The sequence below is a fragment of the Streptomyces sp. NPDC049577 genome (assembly GCF_040675635.1).
In the GTDB taxonomy this organism is placed as follows: Bacteria; Actinomycetota; Actinomycetes; order Streptomycetales; family Streptomycetaceae; genus Streptomyces.
This window is the reverse complement of record NZ_JBFAPH010000192.1, coordinates 1-12,882: the sequence shown is the minus strand read 5'-3', so window position 1 is coordinate 12,882 and position 12,882 is coordinate 1. Positions and strand designations below refer to the sequence as shown.

Annotated in this window: 14 protein-coding genes; 6 read left to right on the top strand and 8 right to left on the bottom strand. The window is 74.5% G+C overall.

Annotated elements, in window-relative coordinates:
- A partial coding sequence (locus AB0K09_RS21125) for a class I SAM-dependent methyltransferase (protein WP_366066928.1) occupies nucleotides 1-651 on the top strand: 651 nt, incomplete at its 5' end.
- Here the strand turns inward: AB0K09_RS21125 and AB0K09_RS21120 are convergent.
- From AB0K09_RS21120 to AB0K09_RS21110, 3 genes are all read right to left on the bottom strand, one after another.
- Nucleotides 646-1,452, bottom strand: a complete 807-nt coding sequence (locus tag AB0K09_RS21120; RefSeq protein ID WP_366066927.1) for an EI24 domain-containing protein — start codon at nucleotides 1,450-1,452, stop codon at nucleotides 646-648. The two genes, AB0K09_RS21125 and AB0K09_RS21120, sit on opposite strands and share 6 nt — an antisense overlap.
- 51 nt (nucleotides 1,453-1,503) lie before the next feature.
- Complete coding sequence (locus AB0K09_RS21115) at nucleotides 1,504-1,932, bottom strand: organic hydroperoxide resistance protein (protein ID WP_366066926.1); 429 nt, start codon at nucleotides 1,930-1,932, stop codon at nucleotides 1,504-1,506.
- A 69-nt stretch (nucleotides 1,933-2,001) separates the two neighbouring features.
- Nucleotides 2,002-3,024: an NADP-dependent oxidoreductase gene (locus tag AB0K09_RS21110; protein ID WP_366066925.1), complete on the bottom strand. Its 1,023-nt coding sequence runs from the start codon at nucleotides 3,022-3,024 to the stop codon at nucleotides 2,002-2,004.
- 85 nt (nucleotides 3,025-3,109) lie between these two features.
- Between AB0K09_RS21110 and AB0K09_RS21105 the strand changes: the two genes are divergently transcribed.
- A complete protein-coding gene (locus AB0K09_RS21105) occupies nucleotides 3,110-3,544 on the top strand; it encodes a MarR family transcriptional regulator (protein WP_366066924.1) in 435 nt (144 codons plus the stop codon).
- 84 nt (nucleotides 3,545-3,628) lie between these two features.
- Here AB0K09_RS21105 and AB0K09_RS21100 read toward each other — a convergent pair whose 3' ends face one another.
- Nucleotides 3,629-4,144 carry an isochorismatase family protein gene (locus AB0K09_RS21100; RefSeq protein WP_366066923.1) on the bottom strand — a complete coding sequence of 172 codons (516 nt, stop codon included), beginning with the start codon at nucleotides 4,142-4,144 and terminating at the stop codon, nucleotides 3,629-3,631.
- Between the two features lie 59 nt (nucleotides 4,145-4,203).
- Between AB0K09_RS21100 and AB0K09_RS21095 the strand changes: the two genes are divergently transcribed.
- Nucleotides 4,204-4,782 (top strand): hypothetical protein, encoded by a 579-nt coding sequence (locus AB0K09_RS21095; protein WP_366066922.1) that lies wholly within the window; start codon nucleotides 4,204-4,206, stop codon nucleotides 4,780-4,782.
- 145 nt (nucleotides 4,783-4,927) lie between these two features.
- On the opposite strand, the gene AB0K09_RS21090 is transcribed toward AB0K09_RS21095, so the two are convergent.
- The 3 genes from AB0K09_RS21090 to AB0K09_RS21080 form a co-directional block, all read right to left on the bottom strand.
- On the bottom strand, nucleotides 4,928-5,380 hold the full coding sequence (locus AB0K09_RS21090) for a GNAT family N-acetyltransferase (RefSeq protein WP_366066921.1): 453 nt from the start codon (nucleotides 5,378-5,380) through the stop codon (nucleotides 4,928-4,930).
- Entirely contained in the window at nucleotides 5,377-6,630 is a 1,254-nt protein-coding gene (locus AB0K09_RS21085; protein WP_366066920.1) for an FAD-dependent oxidoreductase, read from the bottom strand. Before AB0K09_RS21085 ends, AB0K09_RS21090 begins: the two co-directional genes overlap by 4 nt.
- Nucleotides 6,631-7,608: 978 nt before the next feature.
- Complete coding sequence (locus AB0K09_RS21080) at nucleotides 7,609-9,027, bottom strand: deoxyguanosinetriphosphate triphosphohydrolase (RefSeq protein ID WP_366066919.1); 1,419 nt, start codon at nucleotides 9,025-9,027, stop codon at nucleotides 7,609-7,611.
- A 108-nt stretch (nucleotides 9,028-9,135) separates the two neighbouring features.
- On the opposite strand from AB0K09_RS21080, the gene trxA reads away from it, so the two are divergent.
- Entirely contained in the window at nucleotides 9,136-9,561 is a 426-nt protein-coding gene (trxA, locus tag AB0K09_RS21075; RefSeq protein WP_366066918.1) for a thioredoxin, read from the top strand.
- A 112-nt stretch (nucleotides 9,562-9,673) separates the two neighbouring features.
- Entirely contained in the window at nucleotides 9,674-10,099 is a 426-nt protein-coding gene (locus tag AB0K09_RS21070) for an OsmC family protein (RefSeq protein WP_366066917.1), read from the top strand.
- On the opposite strand, the gene AB0K09_RS21065 is transcribed toward AB0K09_RS21070, so the two are convergent.
- Nucleotides 10,080-10,634 carry a sortase gene (locus AB0K09_RS21065; protein ID WP_366066916.1) on the bottom strand — a complete coding sequence of 185 codons (555 nt, stop codon included), beginning with the start codon at nucleotides 10,632-10,634 and terminating at the stop codon, nucleotides 10,080-10,082. The two genes, AB0K09_RS21070 and AB0K09_RS21065, sit on opposite strands and share 20 nt — an antisense overlap.
- Before the next feature lie 114 nt (nucleotides 10,635-10,748).
- Here AB0K09_RS21065 and dnaG point away from each other — a divergent pair, with 114 nt between their 5' ends.
- Nucleotides 10,749-12,653, top strand: coding sequence for a DNA primase (dnaG, locus tag AB0K09_RS21060; protein ID WP_366066915.1), 1,905 nt, complete (start codon nucleotides 10,749-10,751; stop codon nucleotides 12,651-12,653).
- Nucleotides 12,654-12,882 lie beyond the last annotated feature (229 nt).

The window sequence follows — 12,882 nt, the reverse complement described above, 5'->3', positions numbered from 1 at the left end:
GGGACCGGCATCGACGCCCGCCAGTTCCGGGCGGCCGGCTGCGCGGTGCTCGGCGTCGAGCCCGACGCGCGGATGGCCGGCCCGGCGCGGCGCAGCGGCCTGGAGGTCGATGTGTCGACGTTCGAGGACTGGGATCCGGCCGGCCGGACGTTCGACGCGGTCGTCGCCGGCCAGGCCTGGCACTGGATCGACCCGGTGACGGGAGCGGCCAGGGCGGCACGCGTCCTGCGGCCCGGCGGCCGGCTGGCGGCGTTCTGGAACGTCCTCCAGCTGCCGCCCGAGGCGGCGGAGGCCTTCGCCGGGGTCTGCCGGCGGGTGCTGCCCGGCATGCCGATCGCGGCGCGGGCGATGACCACCGGGCAGGCCGTGGACGGCTACCGCGCACTGTCCGCCAAGGCCGCCGACGGCATGCGGAACACGGGCACGTTCGGTGAACCGGAGCAGTGGCGGTACGACTGGCGGTGGACGTACACCCGCGACGCCTGGCTGGCACAGCTGCCGACCCTGGGCGCCTTCACCCGGCTCCCGCCGGACGCGCTGACGGAGCTGCTGGCGGGCGTGGGCACGGCGGTCGACGCTATGGGCGGCGGCTTCACGGCCCGGTACACGACCCTGGCAGTCACCGCCGTACGGACCACCGGCGGATCATGAGTCCGCCGCACCGCTCTCCGTCCGCTCCGGCGCGCCCTCGCCGCTCTCGTCGTCCCCCTCCGCCGTCTCCCCCAGCAGGTCGCGGGCCAGCAGGGTCGCCCCCGCGACCGCGCCCGGCATGACGAAGACCGCGACGAGCGGGATCAGGAACAGCAGGGTCAGCGGGACGCCGAAGCCCAGGGTGAGGAGGGGGCGGGAGCGGAGGAGGGTGAGGCGGGTGCGGAGGGGGACCGTGCGGCGCTGGAGGGCCACGGCGGTGAGTTCCTCGGTGAGGAAGAAGCCCGTGACGCAGAAGCCCAGCGCGGGGACGACGGTCTGGCCGACGACCGGCAGGAAACCGAGGGCGAAGACGAGCAGGCCCCACAGGACGACCCGGACGAGGACGGCGAGGCTCTCACGGGCGGAGATCCACAGTTCGCGCCAGAGGGGGAGGCCGGACTCGGGGGCGTGGCCGGAGACGGCGCGGTCGACCCGGGCGGAGAGCTCCTCGTAGAAGGGCTGGCCGACCAGCAGGGTCACGGCGGTGAAGGAGACGACGGCCAGCAGCAGGCCGCCGGCGAAGAACAGGACGGTCAGGGTGGTGCGGAGGAGCGCGGCCCAGGGCGAGCCCCAGCCGTCGGCGAAGGGCGTCGCCCAGTCGATGACGTCGTCCGCCCAGAGGCCGAGCGCGGCCAGCGCGGCGACGTAACCGACGAGGGTGACGAGGCCGGGCAGCAACCCGAGGCCCCACCGCCGGCGGTCGCGTCCCATCCAGCGCTGGCCCTTGACCAGGTACGACATGCCCGCTGCAAGATCTCGCATGGCGGGAAAGCGTAATCGCTCGGCCGGAAGGCGACCGCCGGCCCGGTCCGGCTACAGGACGTGGAGGGTGACCTCGACGTTGCCCCGGGTGGCGTTGGAGTACGGGCAGACCTGGTGGGCCTTCTCGACCAGGGCGCGGGCGGTGGCCGCGTCGACGTTCGGGATGCGGGTCGACAGGGTGACCGCCAGCCCGTAGCCGCCGCCCTCGATGCGGCCGAGGCCGACCTCGGCGGTGACGGTGGAGCCGGAGATGTCGGCCTTCTCCTGGCGGGCGACGACGCCGAGCGCGCTCTGGAAGCAGGCGCTGTAGCCGGCGGCGAAGAGCTGCTCGGGGTTGGTGCCGGCGCCGCTGCCGCCGAGCTCCTTCGGCGGGTTGACGACGACGTCGAGATTGCCGTCGTCGCTGGCGACGCGGCCGTCACGGCCGTTCTCGGCAGTGGCGACGGCGGTGTAGAGAACCTCTACGGGCTGCGTGGACATGAAACGTTTTTCCTAACGGGGTGAGCGGGGTGAGCGGGGCGAACGGGGCGCCGGAAAGGGAGTCGGAGCTCAGAGGGTGACGATCATCTTGCCGGTGTTCTCGCCGCGCAGCAGGCCGAGGAAGGCGTCGACGGCATGGTCGATGCCCTCAACGACGGTCTCGCGGTACTTCAGCTCACCGGAGCGCAGCCAGCCGCCGACCTCCTCGAAGAACTGCGGCCGCAGGGCCTCGTGATCGCTGACGATCATGCCCTGCATCCGCAGCCGCTTGGCGAGGAGCTGCGCGAGGTTGCGCGGTCCGGGCTGCGGCTCGGTGGCGTTGTACTGGGCGATCAGGCCGCAGACGGTGATGCGGCCGTGCGGGTTGAGCGCGGAGAGCGCGGCCTCCAGGTGCTCGCCGCCGACGTTCTCGAAGTAGACGTCGATGCCGTCGGGCGCGGCCTTGTGCAGCTGCTCGGCGACGGAGCCGTTCTTGTAGTTGAAGGCGGCGTCGAAGCCGTACTCCTCGATCAGGACGCGGACCTTCTCGTCCGAGCCTGCGCTGCCGATGACGCGCGAGGCGCCCTTGAGCTTGGCGATCTGGCCGACCTGGCTGCCGACCGCGCCGGCCGCGCCGGAGACGAAGACGGCGTCGCCCTCCTTGAAGGAGGCGACCTCCAGCAGACCGGCGTAGGCGGTCATGCCGGGCATGCCGAGCACGCCGAGGTAGGCGGAGAGCGGCGCCGCGGCGGGGTCGACCTTGACCGTGCGCCGGGCGTCGACCACGGCGTACTCGCGCCAGCCGAGGCCGTGCAGCACATGGTCGCCGGGGGCGAGGCCCTCGGCGCGGGAGGCGACGACCTCGCCGACCGCGCCGCCGTCCATGGGGCGGTCCAGCTCGAACGGGGGGATGTAGGACTTGACGTCGTTCATGCGGCCGCGCATGTAGGGGTCGACCGACATGTGGACGTTGCGAACCAGGATCTGGCCCTCGCCGGGCTCGGGGAGCTCGACCTCGCGCAGGGCGAAGTCCTCCGGCTTCGGCCAGCCCTCCGGGCGGGCGACCAGGTGCCACTCACGGCTGATGACGGGGGTTGCAGGCGTTGCAGACACGGCACGACCTCCAGAAGCTTCACTTACTGAAACAACCATGCTCCTCGATATTTCATGTTGTCAAGCAAAGGGGTAGCCTGAAGGCATGACCGAGCGGACGCCGACTCCCCCCACCGACCCCCTCACCGTCGAGGTGGTCGAGCTCATCGCGACCGTGGTCGCGCGCTACCACGAGGAGTACGAGGAGGCGGCCGGCAAGCACGCCCTCACGGGCGCGCAGGCGCGCGTCCTGGCGCTGCTCTCCCGGGAGGCGATGCCGATGCGCCGGATCGCCCAGCAGCTGAAGTGCGAGCCGTCGAACGTCACCGGCATCGTCGACCGGCTGGAGACCCGGGGCCTGGTCGAGCGGCGCCCCGACCCCGACGACCGCCGGGTCAAGCTCGCGGCCGCCACCGAGGAGGGCCGCGAGACCTCCGCCCGGCTGCGCGCGTCGCTGAACTTCGCGCGCGAGCCGCTGGCCGGGCTCTCGGAGCAGGAGCGCACGACCCTGCGCGACCTCCTGCGGCGAATGCTGGACTGAAGCGGATCCGGGCCGAGGCGGATGCCGGACCGAAGCGGCTGCCGGCCGAGGCGGATGCCGGACCGAAGCGGGTGCCGGACCGGATCAGACCGGCAGCCGCAGCCCCGCCGCCGTGACGACCGTGCCCAGGCGCGGCATGTCCAGCGCCACCGACGCCCGGTGCTCCTCGGCCGTCAGGGCGCTCATCGCGTCCTCCACGAAGACCAGCTCGTAGCCGTGGTCGGCGGCGGCCCGCGCGGTCGACTCGACGCCGAGGTTGGTGGCGATCCCGGCCAGGACGAGGGTGCGCACCCCGCGCTCGCGCAGGGCCGCGTCCAGTCCGGTGCCGTGGAAGGCGCCGACGGCGCGCTTCACGACCTCGACGTCGCCCGGCTCGGCGAGGCCCGTCAACAGCCCGCTGCCGGGCGGCTGTTCGGCGACGCCCGGCCGTTCCGCCCGGACCAGCACGACCGGTGCGCCGGCCTTGCGGAAGCCACGCGCCAACTCGACCACCCTCTCGGCCACTTCGTCGCCCGAGTGGGGCGCGAGGGGCAGGGCCACGGTGCGTTCCATGAGGTCGACGACGAGCAGGGCGGTGCGCCGGGGGTCGATTTCCGTCATGGGCCCGACCGTACCCGCACACGGCTGACGGCAGGTAAAGGTTGCGCGACCATGTCCCTATGAGACCGGTATCCGCCCCGGCCTTCGGGCCGCTCGACTTCCAGCTCGTCCTGCTGCGCCGCATGGCGGACCACCAGCCCGGCCTGGTCGAGGACGCCCTGCGCGAGCTGGACGTCGACCGCGCCGCGATGCGGGAGGCGAACCGCCGCTGGCAGGCGATGGTGCACTCCTCCCGGCGCCGGGCCGCCGGGGCCCGCTACCGGTCGGTACTGGGACCGCCCGGGACGACGGGTGAGCGGCGCGTCGGCGATCTCACCTTCGAGGCGCTGACCTGGCGCGTACCGCTCTGGCCGGACCTGCGCTTCGAGGTCCTCGCGGCGCCGGGCGGCGTCGTCTGGAACGAGTGGCTCGTCCGCGCGCCGGGGGCGGCGGGGCCGCGGCTGCGGACGGTCGAGGACCTGGTGCCGTGGTCGTGCACGGTCGACGAGGTGGCCCGCGCCTTCCCGCCCGCCCGGCCGATGGAGGGCACGGCCCCGACGCGGTGGCGCCTGGCGTTCTCCGCCCCGGACGCGGCCGGCGAACGGGGCGAGTACGTGGCGGAGTTCACGTGGGGGCTGCTCCAGCGGCTGGTGGCGTAGGGCCGTCCGGCGGCATCGTGGCGGACGAGTTCCCCGCGGTGGCCGCGTATCCGCCGGGGTCCGGGGGCCTGCCCCCGGCGTTCTTCCCGCCGCAACGGCGCTCAGCCCGTCCCGACCGGCCCGGCGAAGAACCGCCGGCCAGGCTCTACGGTGCCGGGAGCTTGGCCGTGAAGACGAAGTGCGGCCCCACCCCCGGCACATCGAACTCCTCCCCCACCACCGTGAAGCCGTGGTGCTCGTAGAAGCCGCGCGCCCCCGTGCGCCCGTTGCACCAGACGAGTCCGGCGCCCCGGGCGGCGGCCTCGGCGAGTCCGGCGCGGAGTACGGCGACGCCGTAGCCACGGCCGCGGACGGCGGGATCGCTCGCCATGCCGCGGAAGCGGTACGCGGCGGGCGCGTCCCAGGACGGCTGCTCCGGGAAGAACGAGACGCAGGCGCGTACTGCCCCGGCCTCGTCGTAAGCGGCGACGTGGAAGGTGCCGGGGGCACTGTCCCCGGGGAAGGCGGCCGCCCCGGGCGGCAGGCCCGGGCGCAGCACCGCGTGCCGGAGGGGCAGGATCTCGGCGACGGGGACCAGGGCCGTGCGCGGGGCGTTCACAGCGCCTCCAGCGGCACCGACGGGTCCGCCAGCGCTTCGGGGTCGAGCCGGGTGCCGGCCCGGATGAGGCGCTGGATCGGGCCGGCGACGTCCCAGACGTTGACGTTGAGGCCCGCGAGGAGGCGGCCCTCGTGGAGCCAGAAGGCGATGAACTCGCGCTTGCCGACGTCGCCGCGGCAGACGACCTGGTCGTAGGAGCCGGGCGGGGCGTAGCCGGAGAATTCGAGGCCGACGTCGTACTGGTCGGAGAAGAAGTACGGGACGCGGTCGTAGGTGACGTCCTGGCCGAGCATGGCGCGGGCGGCGGCGGGGCCGGTGCTGCGGGCGTTGTCCCAGTGCTCGACGCGCAGCCGGGTGCCGGGCCGGAGGGGGGCGGCGGCGACGTCGCCGGCCGCGTAGATGTCGGGGTCGGAGGTGCGCAGCGAGGCGTCGACGGCGATGCCGCCGCCGTCGGCGCGGTCGACGAGGGCGAGCCCGGCGGCCTCGGCGAGGGCGGTGCGCGGGGCGGCGCCGACGGCGGCGAGGACGTCGTGCGCGGGGTGCTCCTCGCCGTCGTCGGTGCGGGCGGCGAGGACCATGCCGTCGTGGCCGGTGATCTCGGTGAGGCGGGCGCCGAAGTGGAAGCGGACGCCGTGCTCGGCGTGCAGGTCGGCGAAGACCTGGCCGAGTTCGGGGCCGATGACGGTGTGCAGCGGGGTCGGCTCGGGCTCGACGACGGTCACCTCGGCGCCGTAGCCGCGGGCGGCGGCCGCGACCTCCAGACCGATCCAGCCGGCACCGGCGATCACGAGGTGGCCGTTGTCGCGGCCGAGGGAGGACAGCACGCCGCGCAGCCGCTCGGCGTGCGCGAGCCGCCGCAGGTGGTGCACGCCGGCCAGGCCGGTGCCGGGGACGTCCAGGCGGCGCGGCTCGGCGCCGGTGGCCAGCAGCAGCCGGTCGTAGTGGACGCGGGTGCCGTCGCCGAGGCGGACGGTCCGGGCGGCGCGGTCGAGGTGGACGGCGGGCTGGCCGAGGTGGAGTTCGATGTCGGCCTGCGCGTACCAGGCGGGCTCGTGGACGAAGACGCTCTCGCGCGCGGCCCGGCCCGTGAGGTACCCCTTGGACAGCGGCGGGCGCTCGTAGGGGTGCTCGCGTTCGTCACAGATGAGGATCACCCGGCCGGTGAAGCCCTCCGCGCGGAGGGTCTCGGCCGCCTTCGCACCGGCCAGGCCCCCTCCGACGATGACGAACGTCTGGTGTGCGTCCACCACTTGCTGCCTCCTCGGTCGAAAGCGCCTCTGCCGAGCGTCCCGCACGGAACGTGGCGCCGGAAGAGGGACTACCCCGGACGGGTTGCTACCCATCCGCTTGCCGCGGCCCGACCGACCACCGGGCCACGGCCGGTTCGGACACCGCCGGACCGGTCGTGGTGGGCCGAGCGCCGTCGCGGCGGAAGGAACACCGGGGGCAAGCCCCCGGCCCCCGGGGCCGATGGGGATCTGTCCGACCGGCCGGCACCGCAGAACCGGCCGCGACGAGCCGAGCGCCGTCACGGCCGAAGGAACACCGGGGCAAGCCACCGGCCCTGATGGGCACCTGTCCGGCCGGTTCGGACACCGCCGGGCCGGTCGTGGTGGGCCGAGCGCCGTCGCGGCGGAAGGAACACCGGGGGTAAGCCCCCGGGCCCTGATGGGCACCTGTCCGGCCGGTTCGGACACCGCCGGCCGCCGCTGCCCGACCGACCACCGGGCCACGGCCGGTTCGGACACCGCCGGGCCGGTCGTGGTGGGCCGAGCGCCGTCGCGGCGGAAGGAACACCGGGGGCAAGCCCCCGGGCCCCCAGGGCCGGTGGGGACCTGTCCGGCCGGCCGGCACCGCAGAATCGGCCACGGTGAGCCGAGCGCCGTCGCGACCGAAGGAACACCGGGGCAAGCCCCCGGGCCCTGATGGGCACCTGTCCGGCCGGTTCGGACACCGCCGGGCCGGTCGTGGTGGGCCGAGCGCCGTCGCGGCGGAAGGAACACCGGGGGCAAGCCCCCGGCCCCGGGGCCGATGGGCACCTGTCCGGCCGGCCGGTACCGCAGAACCGGCCGCGACGAGCGAGTGCCGTCGCGGCGGAGGGAATGCCGGGGCAGGCGCCCGGGCCCGGCGGGGACCTCTCGGACGGCAATGCCAGGTCGCCATGTCGTGGTCGCGCGGCGGCGAGGGGTCGGCGGAAGGCGCGGTGCCCCCGTGATGCGCCGGCAAGGCTACGGCGTCAGCCTGGCGTGCAGCGAGCGTGCCGACGCGTCGGTGAGGGCCGCGATCTGGTCGACGATCGCGCGCAGCCGGCCCGCGTCGTCGTCCGCGGCAGCGAACAGGCTGCGGAACTGCGGGTCCAGACCGTCGGGCGCGCGGGCGACGAGCGCCTCGGCGAGCTCCGCGATGACCACGCGCTGGTCGGCGCGCAGCTTCTCCTGGTCCTCGCGCTGGATCACGTACCGGTCGGCGACGGCCTTGAGCACCGCGCACTCCAGCCGCGTCCCGCGCGGGACGACGAGCTCGGCGCGGTAGCGCGTGAGCCGGCCGGGCCCCCACGCGGCCCGGGTGGCGGTCTCGGCGGCGAGGCAGAACCGGCCGATGAGCTGGCTGGTGGCGTCCTTGAGCCGGGCCTGGGCGACGGCCGAGCCGTCGTAGCCGTGCGGCCACCACTCCTGCTCCAGCAGGCGGTCGAGCGCCTCGGCGAGCTCCTCGGGGTCGGCGCCGGGGGCGTAGCGCCCGGCGGCGACGGCGAAGACCTCGCGGCGCTCGGCGTCGGCCAGCAGCACATTGGGGTCGAGGTGGCCGGCGTGCAGGCCGTCCTCCACGTCGTGCACGGAGTAGGCGACGTCGTCGGACCAGTCCATGACCTGGGCCTCGAAGCTGCGCCGGACACCGGGCGCGTCCGCGCGGAACCATGCGTAGACCGGTACGTCGTCCTCGTACACGCCGAACTTCCGGGAGCCGGGGTCGGTGGGGTGACCGCCGCGCGGCCAGGGGTACTTGGTGGCGGCGTCCAGCGCGGCGCGGGTGAGGTTGAGGCCGACGCTCACCGGCTCCTCGGCGCCCGGCCGCAGCGCGAACCGCTTGGGCTCCAGCCGGGTGAGCAGGCGCAGCGACTGGGCGTTGCCCTCGAACCCGCCGCAGGGGCCGGCCACTTCGTCGAGCGCCTGCTCGCCGTTGTGCCCGAAGGGCGGGTGGCCGAGGTCGTGCGCCAGGCAGGCCACCTCGACGAGGTCGGGGTCGCAGCCGAGCGCGGCGCCCAGCTCCCGGCCGACCTGGGCGCACTCCAGCGAGTGGGTCAGCCGCGTGCGCGGGCTGGCGTCCCACGCCTGGCCGCTGACGCCGGGCGTGACGACCTGGGTCTTCCCGGCGAGCCGGCGCAGCGCGGCGGAGTGCAGCACCCGCGCGCGGTCGCGCTGGAAGGCGGTGCGACCCGGCCGCTTGTCGGGCTCGGGCGCCCACCGCTCCAGGTCCGCCGCCTCGTACCCGGCGATCCCGTTCCGCTCGGTGCCGCCCGGCGCGGTCCCGCCGCGGGTGCCGTCCGCCGTGCGACCGTCCGCCGTGCGGCTGCCCGCCGTGCCGCTGCCCGCTGCGCCGTTGCCCGCTGTGTCGCTGCCTGTCGTGCCGCTGCCTGCTGTGCCGTTCATAACCCCGACGGTAGCCCTCGGGTGTGACAGCAGCGACGCCGGAATACGGCACGTCCCGCCGCCGTTACGGTGGGCCCGAGCCACTGACCCACGACCCCGAGGATGCTCATGAGCGGCAGCACGGTGGAGCTCACCAAGGACAACTTCGACGAGATCGTCTCCGGGAACGGCTTCGTTCTCATCGACTTCTGGGCCTCGTGGTGCGGCCCGTGCCGGCAGTTCGCGCCGGTGTACGAGGCCGCTGCCGAGCGCCACGGCGACCTGGTCTTCGGCAAGATCGACACGGAGGCGGAGCCGGAGCTGGCCGCCGCCTTCGAGATCCGCTCGATCCCGACGCTGATGATCGTGCGCGACAACATCGCGGTGTTCGCCCAGCCGGGCGCGCTGCCGGAGGCCGCGCTGGAGGACGTCATCGGCCAGGCCCGCGCCCTCGACATGGACGAGGTACGGGCCTCGATCGCCCAGGCCCAGGCGGAGGCCGCCACGGGTGAGGCGGAGCCGCCGCGTGCGCGGGGCGGGGCCGGCGAGGACTGAGCCGCGGCCGGGTCCCGGGAGGCCGCGCGGGCGTGTCGGGGCGGGGGCCGGGGTAGGGAGGACGATGATCGAGGTCCCCGCCGCGCGTCATCGAATCCAGGAGGAACAACCCGTGGCCACGAACCGCATCGCGCACACCGTCTGGACCGGCGACCTGCTCACGGGCAGCGGCGTCGTCTCCTTCGACTCGTCCGGGATCGCCGAGCAGCCGGTGACGTGGGCCTCCCGCTCCCAGGAGGCCAACGGGAAGACGAGCCCGGAGGAGCTGATCGCGGGCGCCCACTCCAGCTGTTTCTCCATGGCGCTCTCGCACGCCCTGGCCGGCGCCGGCACCCCGCCCAGCCGTCTGGAGACCAGGGCGGAGGTCACCTTCCAGCCGGGCGAGGGCATCACCGGCATCCATCTCTTCGTCCGGGGCGAGGTGCCGGGCCTGGACGAGGAGGGCTTCGTGGCCGCCGCCGAGGAGGCCAAGAAGAACTGCCCGGTCAGCCAGGCCCTCGCCGGGACGACGATCAGCCTCAGCGCGGAGCTGGCGTGAGCGTCGCGTGGACGACGAGGTGCTCGGCGCCGCGCCCGTCCGCGCAGGTGACCAGGCGCAGCGCCCGCTCCTTCGTCGGGGCGTAGGCCTCGCGGGCCGGGAAGGCGTCGCCGCCGGCCTTCTCGGTCCGCGTGACCGTGAAGTGCAGCACGGTGCCGTCGCCGCGCTCGACGTCGATGGTGCTGCCCGCCGCGAGCCGGTGCAGGTCGCGGAAGACGGGCCGGTCCTCGCCCGGGGCGTCGTGCCCGATGATCACGGCGGCGCCGGGTTCGCCGGGGCGGGCGCCGGCCGCGTACCAGCCGGCGGTGGTGCCCTTCTCCCTCGGCGGCAGCTCACCCCGCTTGAGCCGGATCAGCGGGCTGTTCACGCCCAGCGAGGGGATGGCCACCCGCGCCGGCTCCTCGGCGGACGCCGGACCGCCGATGACCTTGGCCTCGCCGTCCACGGCGAGCATGCAGGCGCTGAACAGCGCGCCCGCGGCGGCGAGGATGAGGGCGCAGGCCAGTGCGGTGGTCGTGTGGCGGATACGGGGCATGCGACCGACGGTAGGCAGGGCCGGCGGAGCCCGGCCTCGGAAGAATGGCCACCGGCCGTCAGCCGAAAGAACGAGACCGTACGAGCCGCCGGGGCACCCCCGTAGACTTCCCCCGTGGCAGGCAGGATCAACGATGACGATGTGAAGGCGGTCCGGGACGCGGTCCCGATCGACGCCGTCGTGTCCGAGTACCTCCAGCTGCGCAACGCCGGCGGCGGGAATCTGAAGGGCCTGTGCCCCTTCCACGACGAGAAGTCGCCGTCGTTCCAGGTCAGCCCGGCCAAGGGGCTCTTCTACTGCTTCGGCTGCCAGGAGGGCGGGGACACCGTCGACTTCGTCATGAAGATCGACCACCTCTCCTTCGCCGAGACGATCGAGCGGCTCGCCTCCCAGGCCGGCATCACCCTGCGCTACGAGGAGGGCGGCTACACCCCGGGCCGCCAGCAGGGCGAGCGCATCCGGCTGATCGAGGCCCACAAGATCGCCGCGAAGTACTACGCCGAGCAGCTCGACGGCGCCGAGGCGGAGATCGGCCGGAAGTTCCTCGCCGAGCGCGGCTTCGACCAGGCCGCGGCCCAGCACTTCGGCGTCGGGTACAGCCCGGCCGGCTGGGACCATCTGGTGCGGTTCCTGCGCGGCCGGGGCTTCAGCGACAAGGAACTGATCCTCTCCGGCCTCGCCCAGGACGGCCGCCGGGGGCCGATCGACCGCTTCCGCGGCCGGCTGATGTGGCCCATCCGCGACATCACCGGCGAGGTGATCGGCTTCGGCGCCCGCAAGCTGCGCGACGACGACAACGGCCCGAAGTACCTCAACACCCCCGAGACCCCGATCTACCGCAAGTCGCACGTCCTCTACGGCATCGACCTCGCCAAGAAGGACATCGCCAAGAGCAACCGCGCGGTGGTCGTCGAGGGCTACACCGACGTCATGGCCTGCCACCTCGCCGGGGTGACGACGGCCATCGCCACCTGTGGCACGGCCTTCGCCGGGGACCACATCAAGATCCTGCGCCGGCTGCTGATGGACAACTCCGGCTCGGAGGTCGTCTTCACCTTCGACGGCGACGCCGCCGGCCAGAAGGCGGCGCTGCGGGCCTTCGAGGACGACCAGAAGTTCGCCGCCGAGACCTCGATCGCCATCACGCCGGGCGGCATGGACCCCTGCGAGCTGCGCCTCGCCCAGGGCGACGCGGCCGTCCAGAACCTGGTGGAGACCCGTACGCCGCTGTTCGCCTTCGCCATCCGCCAGGTCGTCGCCCGGCACAACCTGGACACCGCCGAGGGGCGGGCCGCCGCCCTGGAGGCCGCGGCGCCGATCGTGGCGAACATCAAGAACAGCGCCATCCAGCACGAGTACGCGGTCCAGCTCGCCGGCATGCTCGGCATCCTGGACTCCCAGTTCGTCGTCCGCCGCGTCGGCCAGCTCGCCCGCTGGGCCCGCGAGCGCGGCCAGCGCCCCGACCAGCAGCGCGGCGAGCGGCACCGGGCCGGCTCCCCGGCCGGCCCGCCCGTGCCGCGGCAGGTCGCGCCGAGCGGTCCCGCGCTGAACCTGCGCAGCCCCGCCCACCGCACCGAGCGGGAGCTGCTCAAGCTGGCCCTGCAACGCCCCGAGCTGGTGGCCCCCGCCTTCGACGCCTACGGGGAGGACGAGTTCACCGCCCCGCCCTACGCGGTGGTGCGCCGTGCCGTCGAGCAGGCCGGCGGGGTGACCGGCGCCGACGCCGGCTATCTCACCCGCGTGCGCGACGCCGCCCCGGACGACACCGTCCGCGCGCTGATCACCGAGCTGGCCGTCGAGGCGATCCACGCCCGCACGGTCGACGAGGTCTACGCCGGCACCCAGCTGGTCCACGTCCGGCTGCGGGCGGTCGAGCGGCGGATCGAGGACGTGCAGACGAGCCTGGTGCGGCTGGGCGCGCAGGCGTCCCCCGAGCACCTGGCCGCCGTGCAGAACGAACTGTGGGTCCTCCAGCAGTACGGCAAGGCCCTCAAGGACCGCGGCGCCGCCGCGCTGTGACCCCGGGGGCGGCCGTGGCGTAACGGCCCGCCATATCGGCCCGTTGTAACCGCCCGGTCACGGTACGGGCTCAGAAAGTGGCCGCACGCCCCTCGTGGCGGGCCCTCGTCGTGCCCCACACTGGTGGGCGGTGCCTGAGTCCTCGGAGCGCGGCAGGGCCCGGCCGGACGGCCCCTCGCGCGAAAGCCGCTCTCGATCCCGGGACGGGCGGCGGCGCCGAGCCGTCGCC